21 protein-coding genes are annotated in these 23,755 nt (G+C 71.7%); 13 read left to right on the forward strand and 8 right to left on the reverse strand.

Annotated features, from left to right (window positions below; all coding sequences use genetic code 11):
- The first annotated feature begins 3 nt into the window (after positions 1-3).
- Positions 4-516 carry a PH domain-containing protein gene (locus AMO33_RS02180; protein WP_011210131.1) on the forward strand — a complete coding sequence of 171 codons (513 nt, stop codon included), beginning with the start codon at positions 4-6 and terminating at the stop codon, positions 514-516.
- Here the strand turns inward: AMO33_RS02180 and ggt are convergent, their stop codons facing one another.
- Both ggt and AMO33_RS02190 read right to left on the reverse strand, forming a co-directional pair.
- A complete protein-coding gene (gene ggt, locus AMO33_RS02185; RefSeq protein ID WP_060590147.1) occupies positions 517-2,460 on the reverse strand; it encodes a gamma-glutamyltransferase in 1,944 nt (647 codons plus the stop codon).
- Positions 2,461-2,579: 119 nt separating this feature from the next.
- Positions 2,580-3,884, reverse strand: coding sequence for a bifunctional o-acetylhomoserine/o-acetylserine sulfhydrylase (locus AMO33_RS02190; RefSeq protein WP_011210129.1), 1,305 nt, complete (start codon positions 3,882-3,884; stop codon positions 2,580-2,582).
- Between the two features lie 129 nt (positions 3,885-4,013).
- On the opposite strand from AMO33_RS02190, the gene AMO33_RS02195 reads away from it, so the two are divergent.
- The 5 genes from AMO33_RS02195 to whiA all read left to right on the forward strand — a co-directional run bounded on the left by AMO33_RS02195 (position 4,014) and on the right by whiA (position 9,900).
- Entirely contained in the window at positions 4,014-4,709 is a 696-nt protein-coding gene (locus tag AMO33_RS02195) for an HAD family hydrolase (RefSeq protein WP_060590149.1), read from the forward strand.
- A gap of 44 nt (positions 4,710-4,753) precedes the next feature.
- Positions 4,754-6,775 carry an excinuclease ABC subunit UvrC gene (uvrC, locus tag AMO33_RS02200; RefSeq protein WP_060590152.1) on the forward strand — a complete coding sequence of 674 codons (2,022 nt, stop codon included), beginning with the start codon at positions 4,754-4,756 and terminating at the stop codon, positions 6,773-6,775.
- Positions 6,776-6,932: 157 nt separating this feature from the next.
- Positions 6,933-7,883 (forward strand): RNase adapter RapZ, encoded by a 951-nt coding sequence (rapZ, locus tag AMO33_RS02205; RefSeq protein ID WP_011210126.1) that lies wholly within the window; start codon positions 6,933-6,935, stop codon positions 7,881-7,883.
- Positions 7,880-8,926, forward strand: coding sequence for a gluconeogenesis factor YvcK family protein (locus AMO33_RS02210; protein ID WP_060590153.1), 1,047 nt, complete (start codon positions 7,880-7,882; stop codon positions 8,924-8,926). Before rapZ ends, AMO33_RS02210 begins: the two co-directional genes overlap by 4 nt.
- The gene (gene whiA, locus AMO33_RS02215; protein ID WP_011210124.1) at positions 8,923-9,900 is read left to right on the forward strand and encodes a DNA-binding protein WhiA; all 978 of its coding nucleotides are present in this window, start codon (positions 8,923-8,925) and stop codon (positions 9,898-9,900) included. Before AMO33_RS02210 ends, whiA begins: the two co-directional genes overlap by 4 nt.
- A gap of 255 nt (positions 9,901-10,155) precedes the next feature.
- Here the strand turns inward: whiA and AMO33_RS02220 are convergent, their stop codons facing one another.
- On the reverse strand, positions 10,156-10,782 hold the full coding sequence (locus tag AMO33_RS02220) for a GNAT family N-acetyltransferase (RefSeq protein ID WP_011210123.1): 627 nt from the start codon (positions 10,780-10,782) through the stop codon (positions 10,156-10,158).
- A gap of 162 nt (positions 10,783-10,944) precedes the next feature.
- Here AMO33_RS02220 and gap point away from each other — a divergent pair, with 162 nt between their 5' ends.
- The 3 genes from gap to tpiA are packed head-to-tail and all read left to right on the forward strand — an operon-like array spanning position 10,945 to position 13,987.
- Entirely contained in the window at positions 10,945-11,964 is a 1,020-nt protein-coding gene (gene gap, locus AMO33_RS02225; RefSeq protein ID WP_011210122.1) for a type I glyceraldehyde-3-phosphate dehydrogenase, read from the forward strand.
- A gap of 4 nt (positions 11,965-11,968) precedes the next feature.
- Positions 11,969-13,201 carry a phosphoglycerate kinase gene (locus AMO33_RS02230; RefSeq protein ID WP_011210121.1) on the forward strand — a complete coding sequence of 411 codons (1,233 nt, stop codon included), beginning with the start codon at positions 11,969-11,971 and terminating at the stop codon, positions 13,199-13,201.
- Entirely contained in the window at positions 13,202-13,987 is a 786-nt protein-coding gene (gene tpiA / locus AMO33_RS02235) for a triose-phosphate isomerase (protein WP_060590155.1), read from the forward strand. It abuts the gene before it with no gap.
- A 117-nt stretch (positions 13,988-14,104) separates the two neighbouring features.
- Here tpiA and AMO33_RS02240 read toward each other — a convergent pair whose 3' ends face one another.
- Positions 14,105-14,575, reverse strand: coding sequence for an META domain-containing protein (locus AMO33_RS02240; RefSeq protein WP_011210119.1), 471 nt, complete (start codon positions 14,573-14,575; stop codon positions 14,105-14,107).
- A gap of 21 nt (positions 14,576-14,596) precedes the next feature.
- On the opposite strand from AMO33_RS02240, the gene AMO33_RS02245 reads away from it, so the two are divergent.
- The gene (locus AMO33_RS02245; protein WP_086841820.1) at positions 14,597-16,213 is read left to right on the forward strand and encodes an MFS transporter; all 1,617 of its coding nucleotides are present in this window, start codon (positions 14,597-14,599) and stop codon (positions 16,211-16,213) included.
- 54 nt (positions 16,214-16,267) lie between these two features.
- Complete coding sequence (gene secG / locus AMO33_RS02250) at positions 16,268-16,501, forward strand: preprotein translocase subunit SecG (protein WP_011210117.1); 234 nt, start codon at positions 16,268-16,270, stop codon at positions 16,499-16,501.
- Here secG and AMO33_RS02255 read toward each other — a convergent pair.
- Positions 16,488-17,036, reverse strand: coding sequence for a GNAT family N-acetyltransferase (locus AMO33_RS02255; RefSeq protein ID WP_076573843.1), 549 nt, complete (start codon positions 17,034-17,036; stop codon positions 16,488-16,490). The genes secG and AMO33_RS02255 overlap by 14 nt on opposite strands.
- A 74-nt stretch (positions 17,037-17,110) precedes the next feature.
- The gene (locus AMO33_RS02260; RefSeq protein ID WP_060590157.1) at positions 17,111-17,956 is read right to left on the reverse strand and encodes an SDR family NAD(P)-dependent oxidoreductase; all 846 of its coding nucleotides are present in this window, start codon (positions 17,954-17,956) and stop codon (positions 17,111-17,113) included.
- Between the two features lie 53 nt (positions 17,957-18,009).
- On the opposite strand from AMO33_RS02260, the gene AMO33_RS02265 reads away from it, so the two are divergent.
- Positions 18,010-18,987 carry an alpha/beta fold hydrolase gene (locus tag AMO33_RS02265; protein ID WP_060590159.1) on the forward strand — a complete coding sequence of 326 codons (978 nt, stop codon included), beginning with the start codon at positions 18,010-18,012 and terminating at the stop codon, positions 18,985-18,987.
- Positions 18,984-20,546: an MFS transporter gene (locus AMO33_RS02270; protein ID WP_060590160.1), complete on the forward strand. Its 1,563-nt coding sequence runs from the start codon at positions 18,984-18,986 to the stop codon at positions 20,544-20,546. Before AMO33_RS02265 ends, AMO33_RS02270 begins: the two co-directional genes overlap by 4 nt.
- 302 nt (positions 20,547-20,848) lie before the next feature.
- On the opposite strand, the gene AMO33_RS02275 is transcribed toward AMO33_RS02270, so the two are convergent.
- Together AMO33_RS02275 and AMO33_RS02280 are read right to left on the reverse strand one after the other, a co-directional pair.
- Entirely contained in the window at positions 20,849-21,328 is a 480-nt protein-coding gene (locus AMO33_RS02275; RefSeq protein WP_060590162.1) for an SRPBCC family protein, read from the reverse strand.
- Positions 21,329-21,420: 92 nt separating this feature from the next.
- Positions 21,421-23,622: a thiamine pyrophosphate-dependent enzyme gene (locus AMO33_RS02280; protein ID WP_082668554.1), complete on the reverse strand. Its 2,202-nt coding sequence runs from the start codon at positions 23,620-23,622 to the stop codon at positions 21,421-21,423.
- Between the last annotated feature and the right edge of the window lie 133 nt (positions 23,623-23,755).

Here is a 23,755-nt window from a genome sequence, read left to right on the forward strand (position 1 = left end):
CCCATGCCGGTGGTTCGACTGTGGCGCCGCACCGATCCGGCCGCGTCCGCCGCCGCGGGGCAGCGGTGGGAGTTCGAGGTGCGGCCGCGACGCGCGGTGCGCACCGCGTGGATCGTGGCGGTGCTGATCCTGGCCGTCTTCACCGTCGGCGGCGTGTTCCTGCGCAACGGCTCGACGGGTGTGCACTTCCGGCTCGCCGATCAGATCGCCATGATCGTGGTGGGCGCGCTGGTCGCCGGTGGTGTGCTGCTGCTGACCCGCCCGCGGGTGCGGGCGGGTGCCGAGGGCGTCGCGGTGCGCAACGTGCTGGGGGAGAACCTGTTCGGCTGGGAGCACATTCGCGGCGTGAGCTTCCCGGACCGCAAGTCGTGGGCGCGGCTGGAACTCGTCGACGACGACTACGTGCCCCTGCTGGCGATCCGCAGCAACGACAAGGAGCACGCCGCGCGGGCGATGGAGCGGCTGCGGGAGCTGGGCGGCAGGTACGCCCCCGAGACGCCGCACCCGCCGCGCTGATCAGCGGGTGTCGCCGAGTACCGCGCCCTCGCGGCGCGGGTCGGCGCCGCCGATCCAGCCGGGCTCGGCACGGCGCAGCGCGCTGAGACCACTGGTCTGCGGGGCGACCGAGACGTCGTGGCCGAGTTCGCGCAGGCGGCGCACCAGCGGGTCGTGATCGCCGTTGTCGGTGGCGTCGATCGCCGGGTGTTCACCGCCGACGCCGGTCGTGGGACTGTTGCCCGCACCGAAGGACACCGCGGACACCGCCTGCTGCGGGTCGAGGCCCCAATCCAGCATCCCGATCAGGGTTTTCACCACGAACTGGATGATCACCGCGCCGCCGGGTGACCCGGTGACGTGGGTGAGTTGCCCGCGCCCGCCGTCCGGGGCGCGGTCGAACACCAGGGTGGGCGCCATCGAGCTGCGCGGCCGCTTGCCCGGCTCCAGGCGGTTGGCCACCGGTGCGCCGTCCGGGGCCACCGGGTCGGCGGCGAAGTCGGTGAGCTGGTTGTTCAGCACGAAACCGTCCACCATGTGGAAGGATCCGAAGGCCGATTCCACGGTGGTGGTCATGGCGGCGGCGTTGCCGTAGCGGTCGACCACGCTGATGTGGCTGGTGCCGTGCTCGGGTGGCTGCGGGCCGACGCCGACCGGGACCGGGCCGAGGTCGCCGGGCTGGGCGGTGCCCATGCTGCGCTGCGGATCGATGAGTCCGGCGCGCTGCTTCAGATAGTTCCGGTCGATCAGCGATTGCGCGGAATTGCCCGGCAGCGGTACGAAGTCCGGGTCGGCGACGTACTTGTTGCGGTCGGCGTAGGCCAGACGTTCGGCCTCGGCGATCAGGTGCACCGCCTCGGCCCGCGGTGTGCCGCCGTCGCGGTCGACCTCCTGCGGGCCCAGCGCGGCCAGGTCGAAGTTCTCCAGGATGCCCAGCGTCGCCGCGACCGTGCTGCCGCCGGAGGACGGTGCCGGCATGCCGCAGACCTCGTGCGCCCGGTAGGCGGAGCACAGCGCGGTGCGCTTCTTCACCTGATACCCGGCCAGATCGGCGGTGCTCAGCAGCCCGGGCGTGCGTCCACCGGCATCGGAGGCCACCGCCGCGACGATGTTCTCGGCGAGCACACCGGTGTAGAAGGCGTCCGCGCCGTCGGTGGCGATGGTCGAGAGCGTCTTGGCCAGGGCGGGATTGGTGAGGGTGGTGCCCGCCGGCTTCCCGGTGCCGTCCGGTTGCAGGAAGTAGGCGCGGGCGGCCTCGTCGCGGGCCAGCTCCGGTGCCGATTCGGCGATCTGGGCGGCCAGCCGCGGACTGATCGCGAAACCCTGGTCCGCCAGCGCGATCGCCGGGTCGAACAGTTCCCGCCAGCCGGTCTTGCCGTGTTCGCGGTGAGCCAGCTCGAGCATCCGCAGCACGCCCGGCACACCGATGGAGCGTCCGCTGGCGCGGGTGTCGGGGCGCGGCTCGGTGCGGTCGGTGTCGCTGATCCAGCGCAGATAGTTCTCGGTGGCCGCGGCGGGCGCGGTCTCCCGCCCGTCGTAGGCCTCGATCCCGCCGGAGGCGGCGTCGTAGTAGAGCAGGAAGGCCCCGCCGCCGATGCCCGAGGCCTGCGGCTCGACCAGGCCGAGGACCAACTGGGCGGTGACCAGCGCGTCGGCCGCGGTGCCGCCGTCGCGCAACACGGCGCACGCCGCCTCGGTGGCGATCGGATTCGCGGTGGACACCGCGTAGGAGCCGGTTTCGACCGGGGTCATCCCGGTGCGGTAGCCGGAGGCGATCTCGGGATTGAGCGCGAGATTCTGCGTGGTCGCCGTCGCGGCGGCCGAGGGCTCGGCGGTGATCGCGGAGCCGTTCTCGGTGCTGGTGCAGGGTTGCGCGACCGGTTCGTCGCCGGCGGAACAGCCGGTGAGCATCCCGAGCGTGAGCAGCGCGGCAGCACCGCACCGGATTCGTCGCGTACGCACCATTCCAGGACTGTAGCGCCGAACACGGTGCCCGGCGCGGCTTTTGGCGCACCTCGGCGGGTCAGGGAACGACATCGGGGCCGTCGCTGCGCGCGACGGCCCCGATGCCGGGTGGCGGTTGGTCAGCCGTTGGCGGCGGCGAAACCGGCCTCGAGGTCGGCGAGGATGTCGTCGATGTGCTCGATGCCCACGGCCAGGCGCACCAGGCCCGGCGTGACACCCGCGTTCAGCTGCTCCTCCGGGGTGAGCTGGGAGTGCGTGGTCGAGGCCGGGTGGATCACCAGCGAGCGCACGTCACCGATGTTGGCGACGTGGCTGTGCAGGGTCAGCGCCTCCACGAACCGCTTGCCCGCGTCGACGCCGCCGGCCAGCTCGAACCCGATCACCGCGCCGGTGCCCTTCGGCGCGAGGCTGCGGCCGCGCTCGTACCACGGCGAGGACGGCAGGCCCGCGTAGAACACCTGGGTGACCTCCGAGCGGCCGGCCAGGAACTCGGCCACGGCCTGCGCGTTCTGCACGTGCCGCTCGATCCGCAGGCTCAGCGTCTCGAGGCCCTGGCTGATGAGGAAGGCGTTGAACGGCGAGACCGCCGAACCCAGGTCGCGCAGCAGCTGCACGCGCGCCTTGAGGGCGTAGGCGGGTGCGCCCAGGTCGGCGTACTTCACGCCGTGGTAGCTGGGGTCCGGCTCGGTGAAGCCGGGGAAGCGGCCCCGGGTCCAGTCGAAGGTGCCGCCGTCGACGATCGCGCCCGCGATGGCCGCGCCGTGCCCGCCGAGGTACTTGGTGGCCGAGTGCACCACGATGTCGGCGCCGTGCTCGAGCGGGCGGATCAGGTACGGGGTGGCGACGGTGTTGTCGACGATCAGCGGGATGCCCTCGCCGTGCGCGACCTCGGCGATGCCGGGGATGTCGAAGATGTGGTTCTGCGGGTTGGAGATGGTCTCGCCGTAGAACGCCTTGGTGTTCGGCCGGATCGCGGCACGCCACTGCTCGAGGTCGTCGGGATCCTCCACGAAGGAGACTTCGATGCCCAGCTTCGGCAGCGTGTAGTGGAAGAGGTTGTAGGTGCCGCCGTAGAGCCGCGGGCTCGAGACGATGTGGTCACCCGCGCCGGCGATGTTGAGGATCGCGAAGGTCTCCGCGGCCTGGCCCGAGGCCAGCAACAGCGCGGCGACGCCGCCCTCCAGTGCCGCGATGCGCTGCTCGACGGCGTCCTGGGTCGGGTTCATGATGCGGGTGTAGATGTTGCCCGGCTCGGCCAGCCCGAACAGCGCCGCCGCGTGCGCGGTGTCGCGGAAGGTGTAGGAGGTGGTCTGGTAGATGGGCAGTGCGCGGGCGTTGGTCGTGGTGTCGGGCACCTGACCCACGTGGATCTGCTTGGTCTCGAAGCTCCACTCGCGCGCCTGCTCGGCCGGATCGTTTGTCATGCCCTGAGACGTTAGGGAACCCTCAGCAACAAGACAAAGTCTTTCGCTCGCGGTGAACGGAAATGTTGCCGGATCGTGTCGCGACACGCGGGCCGCGATGCGGGCACGCCGTATCGGTAGGCTGGCCGCGTGGCGATCGAGGCGGTGTTGTTCGACTTCTCCGGCACGCTCTTCCGATTGGAGGAGGATCCCTCCTGGACCGACGAACTCGTCGACGCGGACGGCCGCGCGTTCGACGTGCACGAGAAGGCCGAGATCCTGCGCCGGATGACAGCGCCCGTGCAGCAACTCGTCGAGTTCGACGAGGCCGGTCAGTACGCCTGGGACAACCGGGATCTCGATCCGGCCCTGCACCGGCGCGCGTATCTGGAGGTGCTGCGGAAATCCGGGGTGCCCACCGAGGAGCAGGCGGCGCGGTTGTACGGGCGGCTGATCGACCCGCTGGCCTGGACCCCCTATCCCGACACCGGGACCGTGCTGGAATTCCTTGCCGGGCACGGCGTCCGGACGGCCGTGGTCAGCAACATCGCCTTCGATGTGCGCCCGGCCTTCGCGACCCGCGGCTGGGATGCCCTCCTGGACGCGGTGACGCTGTCGTTCGAGGTCGGCGCGATCAAGCCGGACCCGCGCATCTTCCGCGCCGCGCTGGACAAGCTCGGGGTGGCGCCGGAGGCGGCGCTCATGGTGGGCGACAGCGCGGTGGCCGACGGCGGCGCGAGCGCACTGGGCTGCCGGTTCGCGCTGGTGGACCCGCTGCCCACCGCCGAGCGTCCCGACGCCCTGGTCGACGCGTTGCGTGCGCACGGGCTGGCCGTCCCGCGCTGACCAGCGCGCGCCGGGCTGTCGGAGGCGGTCGATAGGCTGGTCACGTGGCAGATCCAGCGACGTACCGGCCCGCGCCGGGCACCATCCCCGTCGAGCCGGGTGTGTACAAGTTCCGGGATTCCTACGGCCGGGTCATCTACGTCGGAAAGGCCAAGAGCCTGCGCAGCAGGCTGAACTCCTACTTCGCCGACGTCGCCTCGCTGCACCCGCGCACCAAGCAGATGGTCACCACCGCGGCGAGCGTGGAGTGGACCGTCGTCTCCACCGAGGTGGAGGCGCTGCAGCTGGAATACAACTGGATCAAGGAATTCGATCCGCGGTTCAACGTGCGCTACCGCGACGACAAGTCCTATCCCGTGCTCGCGGTCACGTTGAACGAGGAGTATCCGCGGCTGTTCGTGTACCGGGGAGCGCGCAAGAAGGGCGTGCGCTACTTCGGTCCCTACGCGCACGCCTGGGCCATCCGCGAGACGCTGGACCTGCTGCTGCGGGTGTTCCCCGCGCGGACCTGCTCCACCGGAGTCTTCAAGCGGCACAACCAGATCGGCCGCCCCTGCCTGCTCGGCTACATCGACAAGTGCTCGGCGCCGTGCGTCGGGCGGGTCAGCGCCGAGGAGCACCGGGCCATCGTGGAGGACTTCTGCGACTTCCTGGCCGGGCGCACCGACAAGATGGTGCGTGAGCTGGAACGGCGTATGCACGCCGCCGCCGAGGACCTCGACTTCGAGACCGCGGCCCGGTTGCGCGACGACGTGCAGGCACTGCGCCGGGCGCTGGAGAAGCAGGCGGTGGTGCTCGGCACCGGCACCGACGCCGACGTGATCGCCTTCGCCACCGACGAACTGGAGGTGGCGGTGCAGATCTTCCACGTGCGCGACGGCCGCGTCCGCGGGCAGCGTGGCTGGGTGGTGGACAAGTCCGGCGACGCGGTGGACTCCGGCACCGGCGACGACGAGACCGGCGCGCTGGTCGAGCAGTTCCTCACCCAGTTCTACGGCGAGCAGGCCGCCTACGCCGACCAGACCCCCGACGAGCAGCCCGCCACGGTGGTGCCGCGCGAGGTGCTGGTGCCACAGCTGCCCGCGGGACACGAGCAGCTCCAGGAGTGGCTGAGCCGGTTGCGCGGCTCGGCGGTGCGCCTGCGGGTGCCCCAGCGCGGCGACAAGAAGGCGCTGGCCGAGACCGTCGAGCGCAACGCGAAGGAGGCGCTGGCCCAGCACAAGCTCAAGCGCGCCGGCGACCTCACCTCCCGCTCGGCGGCGCTGCAGGACATCCAGGACGCGCTCGACCTGGACAGCGCGCCGCTGCGCATCGAGTGCGTGGACATCAGCCACGTGCAGGGCACCGATGTGGTCGCCTCGCTGGTGGTGTTCGAGGACGGGTTGCCGCGCAAGTCCGACTACCGGCACTACGCCATCAAGGAGGCGGCGGGGGAGGGTCGCTCCGACGACGTGGGCAGCATCGCCGAGGTCACCCGTCGCCGGTTCTACCGGCTGCGCAAGGAGCGCGACGAGGCCGAGCGCGAAGAACTCGACGGCACCGCCGCGGGCGCGCCGCTGGTCGACGACGACGAAACGCCGACGTCCCGGCCCGGCATCGACCCGACCACCGGCCGCCCGCGCAAGTTCGCCTACCCACCGAATCTGTACGTCGTCGACGGCGGTGCGCCGCAGGTGGCGGCCGCCGCCGAGGTGCTCGACGAACTCGGCATCACCGACGTCGCCGTGATCGGCCTGGCCAAGCGGCTCGAGGAGGTGTGGGTGCCCGGTGAACCGGACCCGGTGATCCTGCCCCGCAACAGCGAGGCGCTGTTCCTGTTGCAGCGGGTGCGTGACGAAGCCCACCGCTTCGCCATCACCTTCCATCGCAGCAAGCGCTCGCGCCGGATGACGGCCTCGGCGCTGGACTCGGTGCGCGGTCTGGGCGCGGCCCGGCGCACCGCGCTGGTGACCCACTTCGGCTCGGTGGCCAAGCTCAAGGAGGCCACGGTCGAGGAGATCACCGAGGTGCCCGGGATCGGGGTGGCCACGGCGAAGGCGGTGCTGGCGGCCCTACACCAGGAATGACCGGCACCGGGAGTGCGCGGCGCACCGGGAACGAGCCGCTCCGACGGCACGTGACGCGCCCGCGGATCGGCCGTCGCGTAGCTTGAGTGTCGGCGCCCGATGACCGATCCGGTGCGCGATGATCGAAAGAGGCCCCCACACACGAAGCCGGTAGGACATGACACGCGTCGAATCGAACAACACCGCGAGCCAGGCCCCGCCGAGCGGCGCGGGCACGCTCGAGCAGCAGGTCGAGGTCGTCATCGTCACCGGGCTGTCCGGGGCGGGGCGCGGCACCGCGGCCAAGGTGCTCGAGGATCTGGGCTGGTACGTCGCCGACAACCTGCCGCCGGAACTGATCGGGCGGATGGTGGAGCTCGGCGCCGCCGCCGACCCGCCGATCCGGCGGCTGGCCCTGGTCATGGACGTGCGCAGCCGCTTCTTCACCGGCGATCTGTCGGTGGTGGCCGATCAGCTGCGCGCGCTCGGCCTGCGCACCCGGGTGCTGTTCCTCGAGGCCTCCGACGATGTGCTGATCCGCCGCTTCGGCTTCGCCCGGCGCAGGCATCCGTTGCAGAGCGAGAGCGCCGACGGCACCCTGTCCGCGGGCATCGCCGTCGAGCGCGTGCGGCTGGCGGGGGTCAAGGCCGCCGCCGACCTGGTGATCGACACCACCGAACTGTCGATCCATCAGCTGCACCGCAAGCTGGAGGAGGCCTACGGCGGCGGCGCCCCCGCGGCGCTGCAACTGACCGTGCAGTCCTTCGGGTTCAAGTACGGGGTTCCACTCGACGCCGACATGGTGTTGGATGTGCGTTTTCTACCCAATCCACATTGGATACCGGAACTGCGGGAACACTCGGGACAGGAGACCGTGGTCAGCGAGTACGTGCTGTCGCGCCCCGGCGCTCAGGACTATCTGCACACCTGCCACCACCTGGTCGACCTGACGACGAGCGGCTACCGCCAAGAGGGGAAGCGATACATGACCGTGGCAGTGGGCTGCACGGGGGGCAAACACCGGAGCGTGGCGATCGCCGAGGCGCTGGGGGAGCTGATCGGCGCCGACACCTCGGCGGAGTCGGCGGACGTGGTGCGGGTCGTGCACCGGGATCTGGGGCGCGAATGACGGAGTGGGAATCCGGCCCCGCGGTCGTCGCCCTCGGTGGCGGACACGGCCTCTACGCGACACTCAGCGCGGTGCGGCGGCTGACCCGGCGCATCAGCGCGGTGGTGACGGTCGCCGACGACGGCGGCTCCTCCGGCAGGCTGCGCGCGGAACTGGGTGTGTTGCCGCCCGGTGACCTGCGGATGGCGCTGGCGGCGCTGGCCGCCGACCCGGACGGCGTGTGGGCGCGCACCCTCCAGCACCGGTTCGGCGGCAGCGGTGCGCTGGCCGGGCACTCGGTGGGGAACCTGATCCTGGCCGGGCTCACCGAGGTGCTCGGCGACCCGGTCGCGGCGCTGGACGAGGTGGCCGGGCTGCTGCAGTCGACCGGGCGGGTGCTGCCCATGTCACCGATCGCGCTCGACATCGAGGCCGACGTCTCCGGCCTGGAGGCCGACCCGCGGGTCAGCCGCTGCATCCGCGGCCAGGTCGCGGTGGCCACCACGCCGGGCAAGGTGCGGCGGGTGCGGCTGATCCCTTCCGATCCGCCCGCCAGCCCCGAGGCGACCTCGGCGATCGAGCACGCCGACGTGGTGGTGCTCGGGCCGGGCTCGTGGTTCACCAGCGTCATCCCGCATGTGCTGGTCCCCGAGCTGCGCGAAGCGCTGGTCTACACCCGCGCGCGCAAGATCCTGGTGTTGAATCTGGCCGCCCAGCCCGGCGAGACCGCGGGCTTCTCCGCGGAGCGGCACCTGCACGTATTGTCGCAGCACGCACCGGAATTCACCGTCGACGAGGTGCTGGTGGACGCCGGGTCGGTACCACCGGGGCGGGAACGCGAACATGTGGCAAGGGCTGCCGAACAGTTGCGGGCGCGAGTAACCTTCTCCGAGGTCGCCGAAGCGGGCACAGATCGGCATCATCCCGGAAAGCTGGCCGCCGCCCTGGATCAGCTGATCCGGCAGCCCCGGCCGCAGCTGGCGGGGCTTCGGGTGGAGGGACGGCACATGGGCGCGGATGTGCGGTCCGGGTTGGGTGGAAAGGAGCGCGTCTCGTGGCGATGACAGCCGAGGTGAAGGACGAGCTGAGCAGGCTCACGGTGTCGCAGGTCAGCTCGCGCAAGGCGGAGTTGTCCGCCCTGCTCCGGTTCGCGGGCGGCCTGCACATCGTCGGCGGGCGGGTGATCGTCGAGGCCGAGGTGGACATGGGCTCGATCGCTCGCCGGCTACGCCGGGAGATCTTCGAGCTGTACGGCTACGGCTCCGACGTGCACGTGCTCGGGGCGGGCGGCCTGCGCAAGACCTCCCGCTATGTGGTGCGGGTGTCGAAGGAGGGCGAGGCGCTGGCCCGCCAGACCGGCCTGCTCGACGTGCGCGGCCGTCCGGTGCGCGGCCTGCCCGCCCAGGTGGTCGGCGGCAGCATCGCCGATGCCGAAGCCGCTTGGCGCGGCGCGTTTCTCGCGCACGGTTCGCTCACCGAACCGGGCCGCTCCTCGGCGCTCGAGGTGAGCTGCCCCGGCCCCGAGGCGGCGCTGGCGCTGGTCGGTGCGGCGCGCAGGCTGGGCATCACGGCCAAGGCCCGCGAGGTGCGCGGCACCGACCGGGTGGTGGTGCGCGACGGCGAGGCCATCGGCGCGCTGCTGACCAGGATGGGCGCCCAGGACACCCGGCTCACCTGGGAGGAGCGCCGGATGCGCCGCGAGGTGCGTGCGACGGCGAACCGGCTGGCCAACTTCGACGACGCCAACCTGCGGCGGTCGGCGCGCGCCGCCGTCGCCGCGGCCGCGCGGGTGGAGCGGGCGCTCGAGATCCTGGGCGAGGACGTGCCCGACCATCTGGCTGCCGCGGGCAAGCTGCGCGTGCAGCACCGGCAGGCCTCGCTCGAGGAACTCGGCCAGCTCGCCGACCCGCCGATGACCAAGGACGCGGTCGCCGGCCGGATCCGCCGCCTGCTCTCGATGGCCGACCGCCGGGCCAGGGAACTCGGCATCCCCGACACCGAGTCCGCGGTCACCGCCGAACTGCTCGACGAAGCCTGAGCGGGTCAGCGGCCGGAGGCGGTAGCGCAGCGTCACCACGCAGGCCGCCCCGCTCGGGCCGGATCGGCACTGCCTGAGCGGGTCAGCGGCCGGAGGCGGTAGCGGAGCGTCCCCACGGAGGCCGTCCCGCTCGGGCCGGATCGGCACTGCCTGAGCGGGTCAGCGGCCGGAGGCGGTAGCGGAGCGTCACCACGGAGGCCGTCCCGCTCGGGCGGAATCGGGCACTGCCTGAGCGGGTCAGCGGCCGGAGGTCGGTCAGGCGGCCGGTTCGCGCAGCATCGCCAGGGTGGTCGGGCCGTCGTCGGGGATCTCGACGGTCGCGGTGACCCGGAAGCCGAGCCGTTCGTAGAAGCGCCGGTTTCCTTCCCCGGTGGTCTCCAGGAACGCGGGTACCCCGGCGGCGTCGGCGGCGGCGATGCCCGGTGCCAGGACTGCGCGGCCCAGGCCGCGGCCCTGGTGGTCCGGGTCGACGCCGACGGTGCCGAGGAACCACACCGGTTCGGTCGGCCGGTGTGGGGCGAGCGCGGCCTCGGCGGCCTCCTGGACGGCGGCGCGGTCGCCGGCGAGTTCGGCCAGGCGCGGGCCGAGTTCGGCGAAGACGGGTCCCGCGTCGGTCTCCGGGGTGGTCCACACGGCGACGGCGGAGCAGTCGTCGGTCACCCACACCCGCCCGTGCGGCAGGCCGAGGTGGGTGAGGAAGAGTTCCTGCATGGTGAGCACCCGCCGCTCGTGGTCGCGGGCGTCGATCACGTGACGGGTCCAGGGGTAGTCGGCGAAGGCACGCCCGAGGGTGCGGGCGGCAGCGGGGACATCGGCTTCGGTGGCCGCGCGCACCAGCGGCGCGGGCGAGAACGACTGGTCGGTACTCACCGGGTCGATCATGCCCGGCCTTCGGCGAGCGGCGCCAGCCGATATCGCATCGGCCGAGCCGGCACCGGTCGCGGGCGCTCACGAATCCCAGGTGGTTGTCGGAGAGATCCGCGGCTGGGATTAGTGTGGGTACGGCATCGGAATGAATCCGCTTGAAAGCTGAGGAGCGATAACGTGACTGTCCGGGTAGGCATCAACGGCTTCGGTCGTATCGGACGTAACTTCTTCCGGGCGGTGGAGGCGCAGAAGGCGCTGGGCACCACCGACATCGAGATCGTCGCGGTCAACGACCTCACCGACAACGCGACCCTGGCCACGCTGCTGAAGTACGACTCGATCCTCGGCCGCCTGCCGAAGGACGTCTCGCTCGACGGCGACGACACCATCGTGGTCGGCGACCAGCGGATCAAGGCGCTGGCCATCAAGGAGGGCCCCGCCGCCCTGCCGTGGGGCGACCTCGGCGTCGACGTGGTCGTCGAGTCCACCGGCATCTTCACCGATGCCACCAAGGCCAAGGGCCACCTGGCCGCGGGCGCCAAGAAGGTCATCATCTCGGCCCCGGCCAAGGGCGAGGACATCACCATCGTGATGGGCGTCAACGACGACAAGTACGACGGCAGCCAGAACATCATCTCCAACGCGTCCTGCACCACCAACTGCCTGGGCCCGCTGGCGAAGGTGCTCAACGACGAGTTCGGCATCGTCAAGGGCCTGATGACCACCATCCACGCCTACACCCAGGACCAGAACCTGCAGGACGGCCCGCACAAGGACCTGCGTCGCGCCCGCGCCGCCGCGGTGAACATCGTGCCGACCAGCACCGGCGCGGCCAAGGCCATCGGCCTGGTGCTGCCCGAGCTCAACGGCAAGCTCGACGGCTACTCGCTGCGCGTGCCGATCCCCACCGGCTCGATCACCGACCTGACCGCCGACCTGGCCAAGAAGGCGACGGTCGAGGAGATCAACGCGGCGTTCAAGGCGGCCGCGGAGGGCCCGCTGAAGGGCATCCTGAAGTACAGCGTCGACCCGATCGTCTCCAGCGACATCGTCACCGACCCGCACTCCTCGATCTTCGACGCGCCGCTGACCAAGGTCATCGACGATCAGGTGAAGGTCTACTCCTGGTACGACAACGAGTGGGGCTACTCCAACCGCCTCGCCGACCTCATCGGCCTCGTCGGCAAGTCCCTCTGATCACATGGCTGTCAAGACACTCCAGGATCTCCTGAACGAGGGTGTCGAAGGTCGGGGCGTGCTGGTGCGCTCCGACCTGAACGTCCCCCTCGACGACAACGGGCAGATCACCGATCCCGGCCGCATCATCGCCTCGATCCCGACGCTGAAGGCCCTGGTCGAGGCGGGCGCCAAGGTGGTCGTCACCGCGCACCTCGGCCGTCCCAAGGGCGAGCCGGACCCGAAGTTCTCGCTCGCGCCGGTGGCGGCGAAGCTGGCCGAACTGCTCGGCCGCAACGTGCAGCTGGCCGGTGACGTGGTGGGCTACGACGCGCTCTCGCGCTCGGAGGGCCTCACCGACGGTGACGTGCTGCTGCTGGAGAACGTGCGTTTCGATCCGCGCGAGACCAGCAAGGACGAGGCCGAGCGCGGCAAGCTCGCGGCGGCCCTGGTCGAGCTGGTCGGCGAGGACGGCGCGTTCGTCTCCGACGGTTTCGGCGTGGTGCACCGCAAGCAGGCCTCGGTCTACGACGTGGCCAAGCTGCTGCCGCACTACGCGGGCACGCTGGTCGCCGCCGAGGTGGACGTGCTGGCCAAGCTCACCGACAACACCGAGCGGCCCTACGCCGTGGTGCTGGGCGGCTCGAAGGTCTCCGACAAGCTCGCCGTCATCGAGGCGCTGGCGCCCAAGGTCGACACGCTGGTGATCGGCGGCGGCATGTGCTTCACCTTCCTTGCCGCACAGGGCCTTTCGGTCGGCTCCTCGCTGCTGCAGGAGGAGATGATCGACACCTGCAAGGGGCTGCTCGAGCGGTACGCCGACGTCATCCACCTGCCGCGCGACGTGGTGGTCGCCGACTCGTTCTCCGCCGACGCGGAGTCGAAGTGCGTTCCCGCCAACGAGATTCCGGACGGCTGGATGGGTCTGGACATCGGCGCGGAGTCGGTGGACCGGTTCGCGGCGCTGCTGACCGAGGCCAAGACGGTGTTCTGGAACGGCCCGATGGGCGTGTTCGAGTTCGAGAAGTTCGCCGCGGGCACCCGCGGGGTCGCCGAGGCGATCGTGGCGGCCACCGGCAAGGGGGCGTTCACCGTCGTCGGCGGCGGCGACTCGGCCGCGGCGGTCCGCGCGCTCGGCCTGCCCGAGGACGGTTTCTCGCACATCTCCACCGGCGGCGGCGCGTCGCTGGAATACCTGGAGGGCAAGGAACTTCCCGGCATCAGTGTCCTCGAGGACACCGCTCCGGAGGGCAGCTGAATGGCACGTAAACCGCTCATCGCCGGCAACTGGAAGATGAACCTCAACCATCTCGAGGCCATCGCCCTGGTGCAGAAGATCGCCTTCGCGCTGCCGGAGAAGTACTTCGAGAAGGTCGACGTCGCGGTGATCCCGCCGTTCGTGGACATCCGCAGCGTGCAGACGCTGGTGGAGGGCGACAAGCTGCTGCTCACCTACGGCGCGCAGGACGTCTCGGTGCACGAGTCCGGCGCCTACACCGGCGAGATCAGCGCGAGCATGCTCGCCAAGCTGGGCTGCACCTTCGTGGTGGTCGGGCACTCCGAGCGGCGCCAGTACCACCACGAGGACGACGCCACCGTGCTCGGCAAGGCCAAGAAGGCTCTCGAGCACGGCCTCACCCCGATCGTGTGCATCGGTGAGGGGCTCAACGTCCGCGAGGCGGGCACGCACGTGGAATACAACCTCGAGCAGCTGCGCGGGTCGCTGAAGGGCCTGTCCGCCGAGCAGATCTCGAAGGTCGTCATCGCCTACGAGCCGGTCTGGGCCATCGGCACCGGCAAGGTGGCGAGCGCGGCCGACGCGCAGGAGGTGTGCGGCGCCATCCGCGCCGAGCTGGCCGAGCTGGCCGGACCCGAGGTGGCCGCGCAGGTGCGGGTGCTCTACGGCGGCTCGGTGAACGCCAAGAACGTCGGGGAACTGGTCGCCCAGCCCGATGTCGACGGTGCGCTGGTCGGCGGGGCCTCGCTCAAGGGTGACGAGTTCGCCACCCTGTCCGCGATCGCCGCGGGCGGCCCGCTGCCCTGATCGCGGTCCCGGCATCGAACTCCGGCCCGGTATCGCCTCCGCGATGCCGGGCCGGTTCGTTTCCGGGCCGGTTCGTTCGGGAGCCGGGCGCTCGTCGTCTGCCCGGGTGCCGAGCGCTCAGCGGGCGGCGAGGGTGAGGCCGCGGCCGTCGTCGTCGCGCAGGGTCAGCGTGTCACCCTCGATGGTGGCGCCGACATTGCCGTCCAGGACCTCGAGCACGCCGCGCTCGACCTCCATCACCGCCGGTTCGCACATCATCTTGGTGGTGGCGACCTGGAAGGTGATGCTGGATCCGCCGTGCGGCTTGTCCTGCACGGCCGCGGTGCCGACCAGCTGATTGCACCCGGCGGAGCCGGAGACGCCGCCGTCCTCGGCGATGAGTAGCGTCGGATTGGCCGCGTCGAGCACCTCCGCGGGCACGTCGACATCCTGGTCGAGCAGGGCCGTCACCACCCAGGTGGTGCCGCGCAGCGACCGGTCCGGCGGGGTGGACTCCTTCGCCGGGACCGAGTCCGCGTCGCTCGTGCATGCGGAGAGCGCGGCCGCGGCGAGCACCGCGATCGCGAGCCGAGCCAGTGGTGCCGCCATGTCCCCGATGTTACCGGCGATATGCTCGGCGGAGTGACCACCGCCGACGCCACGCAGCCGCTGTCCACCTGGGCGCCGCTGCGGTCCCCCGTCTACCGGGCACTGTGGATCGCCCAGCTGGTCTCCAACCTGGGCACCTGGATGCAGACGGTCGGCGCGCAGTGGTTGCTGGTGGACGAGCCGAACGCCGCCACCCTGGTGTCGCTGGTGCAGACCGCCATCACGTTGCCGGTGATGCTGCTGTCCATTCCCTCGGGCGTCCTGGCCGATCTGATGGACCGGCGCAGGCTGCTGCTGGGCGCGCAATCGACGATGGCGGTGCTCGCCGCGGTGCTGGCGGTCTCCACCGCCACCGGGCACACCACCCCGGGGGTGCTGCTGACGCTGCTGTTCCTGCTCGGCTGCGGACAGGCCATCACCGCACCGTCCTGGCAGGCGATCCAGCCGGAACTGGTACCGCGCCAGCAGATTCCGTCCGCGGCGGCATTGGGCAGCATGAACATCAACATCGGGCGGGCGGTGGGCCCGGCGGTCGCCGGTGTGCTGGTGGCACTGTCGGGGCCGTCGCTGGTGTTCGCCCTGAACGCGCTGTCGTTCGGCGGCATCGTCGCGGTGCTGCTGTTCTGGCGCCGCCCGGCCGCCGACCGCCGGCTGCCCAGCGAGCGGCCGCTGGCCGCGCTCCAGGCCGGGACCAGATTCATCCGCGCGGCGCCCGCGATCCGGCGGGTGCTGCTGCGTTCGATCCTCTTCGTGGGGCCGGCGAGCGCGCTGTGGGCGCTGTTGCCGGTGATCGCGCGCGCCGAACTCGGCTTGGGCTCCTCCGGCTACGGTGTGCTGCTCGGCGCGCTGGGCGTGGGCGCGGTGGCCGGTGCGGTGGGACTGTCGCGCATCCGCGCCTGGCTGACCCCCACCCAGCGGCTCACCGCGGCCTCGGTGGTGTTCGGGCTGGCCTGTGTCGGTGCGGCACTGCTGCACAGCGTGGCGGCGGTGCTGGTGCTGTTGGTGGGCGCGGGCCTGGCCTGGCTGCTGGCGTTGTCGACGATGAACGCGACGATGCAGCTGCTGCTGCCCGCCTGGGTGCGTGCCCGCGGACTGTCGGTGTACATGCTGGTGTTCATGGGCGGGCAGGCGATGGGCTCGCTGGTCTGGGGCCTGGTGGCGGGGGCGACCTCGGCGGTGACCGCGCTGCTGATCGCGGCGGCCCTGCTGGCGGGCAGCGCGGTGAGCAGTGTGTGGCTGCCGATCCGGCACAACGCCGAGGATCTCGATCTCACCCCGACCGCGTTCTGGCCGGAGCCGCAGCTGGTGGTGGAGCCCGATCCCGACGACGGCCCGGTCATGGTGTTGCGCTCCTACGACGTCCCGGCCGAGCGGGTGCCGGACTTCCTGGCCGCGATGGTCTTCGTCGGGCGGTCCCGGCAGCGCACCGGCGCGATGGAGTGGCGGCTCTACCGCGACGTGGGCGTGGTCGATCGGTATGTGGAGGCGTTCGTGGTGCGCTCGTGGGCCGAGCACATGCACCAGCACCAGGTCCGGCTCACCGCCCAGGACCGGTTGCGCGAACAGGCCGTGGCCGAGTTCGGCACCGGCGAACCCAGCATCAGTCACCTGGTGGCGGTCGACCCGCACCGGCGATGAGCGCGCCGCACGCCCGATTGGGGCGCGCGGCGGCGGACCCCATAGACTGACGGCATGCGGATGTTCCTGGATATCCTCCTGATCATCACCAGCGTGCTGCTGGTGCTGCTGGTGCTGCTGCACCGCGCCAAGGGTGGGGGTCTGTCCAGCCTGTTCGGTGGCGGCGTGCAGTCCAGCCTGTCCGGCTCCACCGTCGTCGAGAAGAACCTCGACCGCGTCACGATCTTCACCGGCATCATCTGGCTCATCGCCATCCTCGGCATCGGCCTGGAGATCAAGTTCTCCTGATCGCGGCCTCGTCCCGGCCGGTCCACGGCGCGGTGGCCTCGAAGCGCACCAGCCCGGTCGCGTCCGCTTCGGCTCGGGTGCGCACCATGTCCAGCCGTTCGGCCAGCCGCACCGATTCGCGGTTGCCCGCATCGATCTCCGCGATCACCCGGTCCAGCCCCAGGGTTCCGAAGGCGTACTTCAACACCGCGCGGCAGGCCTCGACCGCCAGGCCCTCGCCGCGGTGCCGGTCGGCCACGCTGCACACCAGCTCGATGCCGTGGTCGATCCGGCGCAATCCGCTGACGCCGAGCAGTTCGCCGGTCGCCGTCCCACGGGCGGTCAGCGTCCACAGCCCGTAGCCGTGTACCGCGAAATCGCGGTCGCTGCGTTCGATGATCGCCAGCACCAGCGGCGTCGGCACCGGCTCGTCGTCGAAGAGATAGCGCCGCACGCCCGGATCGTTCCAGTGCACGTGCAACCGCTCGGCGTCGGCGCTGCGCAGAGGACGCATCCGCAGCCGCGGGGTGACAAGGGTGAGGCCTGCGGGGGTCATCTGACGTCCTCGGAAAATCGATGTGCGCTCGTGCATCATCCACGGTCCGGGGAAGCCGTGTCCAGCTCGGTTGCTCAGTCGTTGCGGGGAACGCGTCCGTCGAGGTCGGTGAAGCCGTAGCGCTCGGCCAGATCGGCCACCCGCAGGGCGGCGCCGGTGTGGCCGCGGCGATCCGGATCGGCGGCCAGTGCCACCACCGCGCGCCCGGCGAAGTGCGGCGATTCGGCCGCGTCCAGATCGAAGGTGCCTTCCCCGGGCAGGGTGACCAGTCGCCTGCCCGCGGCGTCCGCCGGAACCAGTTGCAGCAGTTCGGTGTTCACGATGCCGGGCCACAGCGACACCACGGTGACCGCGGTGTCGGCGAGGTCGTGGGCGAGGTCGGCGGTGAGCCGGTCCAGTGCCGCCTTGGCCACGCCGTAGACGGCGTTGTGCATGTAGCGCCGGGCGCCGGGCGAGGAGATGTTGACCAGCAGGCCGCCGGATTCGATGAGCAGCGGTGCGGCGAACACCGCCGCCGCGTAATGCGAGCGCACCCCGACGTCGAAGGTCTCGTCCCAGGCGTGCGGGGGCACCTGCCAGAAGGGTTTGCCGAGCCACCGGGCGGCGGCGGGGGAGTTGTAGACGTTGTTCACCAGCACGTCGAGCCGGGCGTGTTCGGCGCGCACCCGGTCGAACAGACGGGCGACGGCGTCGTCGTCGCGGTGATCGCACACCACCGGGACGCCGGTGCCCCCGAGGTCATCGATGCGCGCGGCGGTCTCGTGGACGGTGCCGGGCAGTTTTCCCGGGGTGGTGGATCGCCCGGTCAGGTAGACCGTCGCGCCCGCCGCGCCCAGCTCCAGGGCGATGCCCTTGCCGATGCCGCGGCTGGCGCCGGTGACGACCGCGACCCGGTCGCGTAGGTCTGGTATTCCGCTCACGACTGTCGGACATTACCGTGAAACGTAGAACGTGTTCTAACTTTGGAGGCGCAGTGACGGTGACCGAGCGGCCCACGTCCCGGATCGTGACCAACGACGGCATTCGCATGCACGTCACCGAGCGCGGCGCGGGGCAGCCGGTGATCTTCTGCCACGGCTTCCCGCACACCGGGTTCATCTGGCACCGCCAGCTCGACGCCCTGGCCGCAGCCGGCTACCACGCCCTGGCACCGGATCTGCGCGGCTACGGCCGCACGGACGCACCGGCCGACCCCGAGGCGTACACCAATCGCGCGGTGATCGGTGACTTGCTGGCCCTGCTCGACGATCTCGCCGCGGAACGGGCGGTGTTCGTCGGCCTCGACTTCGGTGCCGTGCTGGTGTGGGAGCTGGCCCAGCGGGCACCCGAGCGGGTGCGCGGGGTGATCGTGCTGAACAATCCCTACGCGCCACGGCCGTCCCGCGCGCCCTCGCAGCTGTGGGCCAAGGCGGCGCAGCGCCACTTCCTGCACCTGGACTACTTCCAGCGCCCCGGTGTCGCGGATCGCGAACTCGCGGCCGCGCCACGCGATTTCCTCGCCCGCGTGTACTACGCGCTCAGCGGCGACTACCACTACCTCGACACCTGGCGCTTCCCGCCCGGCTCCGGCTACCTCGAGGTACTCCCGGACGCGCCCGCCCTGCCGTGGCCGTGGCTGTCGGCGGCGGAATTCGACGTGCTCGCCGCCGAATTCGAACGCACCGGCTTCTCCGGTGGGCTGGCCTGGTATCGCAGCCTGGACCGCAACTGGGAGCTGGGTGCCGATCTCGACCCGACGGTCCGGGTGCCCGCGTATTTCGTCTACGGCGAAAAGGACCCGGACATGGCCGGATTCAGCGGTCGCGATCCGCTGGGGGTGATGCGCGCGCACGTGCCCGACCTGCGCGGCGTCACCGAGATCCCGGGCGCCGGGCATCTGCTGCCCCTCGAACGCGGTGCCGAGGTCGATCGCCTGGTGCTGGCCCACCTCACCGACCTCGGGTCGGCGTGAGCGCGACCGCGCCGGTGCGGCTGACCGGACGCCAGTGGTGGCTGCTGGTCGTCTCCTGCCTGGGGGTGGCACTCGTCATCGCGGCGATGGCCGGGCTCTACACGGCGCTGCCGGAGATCGCGGCCGCCACCGGCGCCACCCAGCAGCAGCTGACCTGGATCGTGGACGGCTACACGCTGACCCTGGCGTGCCTGGTGCTGCCGTGCGGCGCGCTGGGCGACCGCTACGGCCGCAGGCTGGTGCTCGTGCTCGGGCTGGTGATCTTCGCGGCGTCCTCGGCGCTGCCGTTGATCGTCGACAGCCCGCACTGGCTGATCGGGGCGCGCGCGCTCACCGGTGTGGGCGCGGCACTGGTGATGCCCGCCACGCTGTCGCTGCTCACCGCGAGCTTCCCCGAGTCGCGTCGGTCGGTGGCGGTGGCCGTGTGGGCCGGTGTCGCGGGCGTGAGCGCGGTGATCGGCTTCCTCGGGTCGGGCTTGCTGCTCGCGCACTTCTCCTGGGTGTCGATCTTCCTCGGCATGGCGATCGCGGCCGCGGTGCTCGCGGTCGCGGGATGCACGGTCGGGGAGACCGTCGACGAGGATCGGCCCGGCCTCGATCCTGCCGGTGCGCTGAGTTCGGCCGCCGCGATCGGGCTGCTGGTGGTGGGCGCGATCGAGGCGCCGGTACGAGGATGGACCGATCCGGTCGTCCTCGGGTTGCTGGCCGGGGCCGTGGTCGCGGGCGTGCTGTTCGCGGTCGTCGAGCTCCGGGTGGCGGCCCGCGGGGCGCGGCCGCTGCTGGATGTGCGGCTGTTCGCCGCGCGCGGATTCGGCAGCGGGACGGTGGCGGTGGGTGTGCAGTTCCTGGCCGCGTTCGGCACCTTCCTGCTGATCGTGCAGTTCATGCAACTTTTCCTCGGCTACAGCCCACTGATGTCGGCGGTGGCGTTGGCGCCGATGGTGGGACCGATGATCGCCCTCGCCGCCGTCGCGCCGTGGCTGGCCGAGCGCTTCGGGCTGCGGCTGCCGACGGTGATCGGGGTGGGGCTGGTCGGCGTCGGTTTGATCGGTCTCTCGCGGCTCACCGCCGACAGCGGCTACGTCGATCTGCTGTGGCCGCTGCTGGTGATGAGCAGCGGGCTCGGGCTGAGTTCCCCGCCCGCGACCGCGGCGATCATCGCGAACACGCCCGTCGCCGACCACGGCGTCGCCTCCGCGGTGAACGATGCCGCCCGCGAGGTGGGGGCGGCGTTGGGCATCGCCGTCGCGGGCAGTGTGCTGGCCGCGGGGTACAGCGCCCGCATCAGTCCGGTGCTGCCGCAGTTGCCCGAGCAGGCGCGCGAGCCGGTAGGTAGTTCGCTGGCCGCGGCGCTCGAGGTGGCCGACCGCGCCGGGCCACAGGCGGCGCCGCTGGTCGATCTGGCACAGGCTGCATTCGTGCACGGCATGCAGAACGCGGCGCTGGCCCTGGGCGTGTCGAGCGTGGTGGCGGCCGTGGTCCTCGGGGCGTGGGCGCCGGGACGGGGTGCGCGGGCATCGGCCGAGGCCGGCGACGTGGCGGAGCAGGCGGTGCGCTGAGCGGGCGCGAAACGGCTCGGAAACCGGCGGGGCGGCCCCGGGAAGCTCCCCGGGGCCGCCGCCGGCCCAACCAGTCGGTGCCCGACCTGGCTCCAGACCCCGACCTCGCCAAGGATGCTGCCACACCGCGCGCCCGCCGTCACATGGAAGGCATTACCGCTGCACAGGCGGGCGAGCGTGCAGGTGTACGAACCGGGAGCACGCCTCTCACCTCGGTGGATAGGCATCGGCTCTGGGTTTCTCGATCACGGGATCAGCACGACTGTCGGCGCGTGTTACCGAAATGTTGTCCGAGAAGTCGATCACCGGTACTCGTCGGCGGGCTTCGGATAGGCCGACCAGCTGGGCAGTGGCGTGCCCTCGAGATAGGCGGTGAGCCGGTCCAGCAGGTACTGCCAGCGCGGTCCGACGGCGGGAGCGTCGGCCGGGCACAGGTGCCTGCGCACGAGCTCGAGATTGGTCAGCACGCCGACCTGCTCCAGCCGCACCTCGATCAGCTCGCCGTCCACGTGCGCGACCAGTTCGTGTGGTGCCACGCAGTGCTCCACGCGCACCGCGACCGGGCCGGGCACCGGCCCGTCGAGCGGTTCGATACCGAGGTTGCCGTTCCCGCCGGACACCGCGCCGAACCAGCGGGCGAGCTGGTCACGCGCGGTGCAGGCCGACCACACGTCGAGCACCGGCTGCTTGTAGGACCGTAGATAGTGCAGCAGTACCCGCTCGCCGCCCGCGTCGTGATCGTGCTCGGGGCGGACCTCGCCGAGGATGGACATCGTTGACATTCGCCGTGTCCTTTCGCTGCCGGGTGTTCGCCCCAGAGTATTGCCCGTCACGGCGGGTCGAATCGTGAACACGCCCACCCGCGGGCGGCCGGTCAGTCGCGGACCAGGGCCAGCGCGGCGGACTCGATCGCGGCTTCGGACAGCAGCACGGCCGCGGCCGCAGGCCCGAGGGGCACGAAGCTGTCGGCACTGGTGACCCGAGTGAGGCGGCCGCGGAATCCGGCGTCGACGAGTGCGGTGCACACCGCTTCGGACACTCCGCCGCTGCGCCGGGTCTCGTCGGCGACGAGCACCCGGCCGGTGGCTCGGGCGTGGTGCACCAGATCGTCCACCGGCAGCGGAGCCAGCCAGCGCAGGTCGAGGACACGGGTCGCCACGCCCTGCCGGGCGAGCCGGGCGGCCACCCGCAGGCTCATCGGGACGCCGTTGCCGAAGGTGACGATCGTCAGGTCGGTGCCGTCGCCGTAGGCGCGGGCGCGGCCGATCGGGACGTGCTCCGGTGCGGCGGCCGGGACGGCCCACGCACCGTCGTCCGGGTGCAGGTCGCGCGTGTGGTAGAGCGCGATCGGCTCGAGGAAGACACACACCCGGCCGTCGACGCGGGCGGCCGAGACGCAGGTGCGCAGCAGGGCGGCGGCGTCGTCGGCGCGGGCGGGCACGGCCAGCACCACGCCCGGGATGTCGCGCAGCGCGGCGACCGAGTTGTCGTTGTGGAAGTGGCCGCCGAAACCCCGCTGATAAGCCAGCCCGGCGATGCGTACCACCATCGGATTGCGGTAGCGGCCCGCGGAGAAGAAGCGCAGGGTGGCGGCCTCCCCCCGCACCTGGTCGGCGGCGTTGTGCAGGTAGGCCAGGTACTGGATCTCCGGAATCGGCACGAACCCGGCGAGCGCGGCGCCCAGCGCGGTGCCGAGGACGCTCTGCTCGTCCAACAGGGTGTCGAACACCCGACGCGGGCCGAAGCGGGCGCGCAATCCCTTGGTGACGCCATAGACGCCGCCCTTGCGGCCGACGTCCTCCCCGAAGACGAGGACGTCGGGGTCGCGCGCCAACAGCGCGGCCAGGGTGGTGTTGACCGCCTGCGCCAGCGTCACGGGCACATCCGCGCCGGGATCGCGTCCGGCCCGCACGCCCGGGTGGGCGCGGGTGGGCGAGGTCGGGGTGTCGCGCAGCACGTCGGCGCGGACCGCGGCAGGCCGACTCCGCGCGAGCGGGGCGAGAACCGCCTCGGCGGTGTCCAGTTTCGGTTCGGCGCAGACGGACTCGGCGGTGGCCGCGACGCGGTCGGCGATCGAGTCGTAGCGTGCGAGCACCGCGCCGGGGTCGGCGCCGGTGGCGACGAGCAGCCCGGCCGTGCCGAGCAGCGGGTCCCGGCGCATATCCGCGGCCAGCTCGGCGGGCCGCCGGTAGGCGCTCTCGGCGTCGGAGCCCGCGTGCCCGAGGAGCCGGACCGTGGACAGGTGCAGGAACGCGGGTCCGCGGTGGGTGCGGACCCAGTCGACGGCACGCGCGCACGTGGTGAGCGCGTCCGCCGGATCGCAGCCGTCGGCGTGCAGGTAGTGCAGTCCGGGCCGCGCGCCGTAGGCGTGCGCGATCCAGCCCGGGGGCGTGGGGACGCTGATGCCGAGGCCGTTGTCCTCGCAGACGAACAGGATCGGCATCGGCACGCCCTGGAAGGCGGTGTGCAGGGCGGCGTTGATCGCACCGGTGGCGGTGGAGTGATTGGCCGAGGCGTCCCCGAAGCTGCACAGCACGATCGCGTCGGCGGGCCACTCGGTCGGCAGGCCCAGCCGTGCGGCCCGCTCCAACGCGAAGGCCAGGCCGACCGCGCGGGGGAGTTGTGAGGCGATGGTCGAGGTCTGCGGAACGATGTGGGCGGCCTTGCTGCCGAACACCTTGTGCCTGCCGCCGGAGATCGGGTCGGCCGCCGCCGCGACCACCCCCAGCAGGACGTCCCGCACCGGATCGGAACCGCCCACCCGGCGCAGCCGGTGTACGAAGAACGCGCCCGACCGATAGTGCAGCAGCGCGGGATCGGTCGTGCGGGCCGCCGCGGCCAGCGCCGCGTTCCCCTCGTGCCCGGAGGAACCGATGCTGTAGTAGCCGCGCCGTTGCGTACCGAGCCGCCGCGCCGCGAGATCGAGCTGTCTGCTCGTGGCCTGGGCGTCGAACAACTCCCACAGCCCGGCGGCGGTGACGCCATGCGGGAGATCGCCGCGGCCGCGCTCGAGTCCCGCCAGTGCCGACCGGAACCGGCCGTCCAGCGCCACCCCCGCGGCATCGGCGGCGCTCACCGCTCGTCCCGTTGCCGGTGACCGTCGCGCCGTCGCCGGCAGTCAGCGCGTGGGAGCCGGTCGGACGCGGCAGCCACCGTGGCGGCGCTCCCGGCGACACCACAGCGTGGGCACGACACCGCGACCTCCACGT

It is taken from the genome of Nocardia farcinica (assembly GCF_001182745.1).
GTDB lineage: Bacteria > Actinomycetota > Actinomycetes > Mycobacteriales > Mycobacteriaceae > Nocardia > Nocardia farcinica.

What these genes read in the sequence shown, in the direction of transcription:
- AMO33_RS02180 (WP_011210131.1), top strand. Translation starts at nt 4, where the DNA reads ATGCCGGTGGTTCGACTGTGGCGCCGCACCGATCCGGCCGCGTCCGCC.
- ggt (WP_060590147.1), bottom strand. Translation starts at nt 2,460, where the DNA reads ATGGTGCGTACGCGACGAATCCGGTGCGGTGCTGCCGCGCTGCTCACG.
- AMO33_RS02190 (WP_011210129.1), bottom strand. Translation starts at nt 3,884, where the DNA reads ATGACAAACGATCCGGCCGAGCAGGCGCGCGAGTGGAGCTTCGAGACC.
- rapZ (WP_011210126.1), top strand. Translation starts at nt 6,933, where the DNA reads ATGACACGCGTCGAATCGAACAACACCGCGAGCCAGGCCCCGCCGAGC.
- AMO33_RS02210 (WP_060590153.1), top strand. Translation starts at nt 7,880, where the DNA reads ATGACGGAGTGGGAATCCGGCCCCGCGGTCGTCGCCCTCGGTGGCGGA.
- whiA (WP_011210124.1), top strand. Translation starts at nt 8,923, where the DNA reads ATGACAGCCGAGGTGAAGGACGAGCTGAGCAGGCTCACGGTGTCGCAG.
- AMO33_RS02220 (WP_011210123.1), bottom strand. Translation starts at nt 10,782, where the DNA reads ATGATCGACCCGGTGAGTACCGACCAGTCGTTCTCGCCCGCGCCGCTG.
- AMO33_RS02230 (WP_011210121.1), top strand. Translation starts at nt 11,969, where the DNA reads ATGGCTGTCAAGACACTCCAGGATCTCCTGAACGAGGGTGTCGAAGGT.
- tpiA (WP_060590155.1), top strand. Translation starts at nt 13,202, where the DNA reads ATGGCACGTAAACCGCTCATCGCCGGCAACTGGAAGATGAACCTCAAC.
- AMO33_RS02240 (WP_011210119.1), bottom strand. Translation starts at nt 14,575, where the DNA reads ATGGCGGCACCACTGGCTCGGCTCGCGATCGCGGTGCTCGCCGCGGCC.
- AMO33_RS02245 (WP_086841820.1), top strand. Translation starts at nt 14,597, where the DNA reads ATGCTCGGCGGAGTGACCACCGCCGACGCCACGCAGCCGCTGTCCACC.
- secG (WP_011210117.1), top strand. Translation starts at nt 16,268, where the DNA reads ATGCGGATGTTCCTGGATATCCTCCTGATCATCACCAGCGTGCTGCTG.
- AMO33_RS02255 (WP_076573843.1), bottom strand. Translation starts at nt 17,036, where the DNA reads ATGACCCCCGCAGGCCTCACCCTTGTCACCCCGCGGCTGCGGATGCGT.
- AMO33_RS02275 (WP_060590162.1), bottom strand. Translation starts at nt 21,328, where the DNA reads ATGTCAACGATGTCCATCCTCGGCGAGGTCCGCCCCGAGCACGATCAC.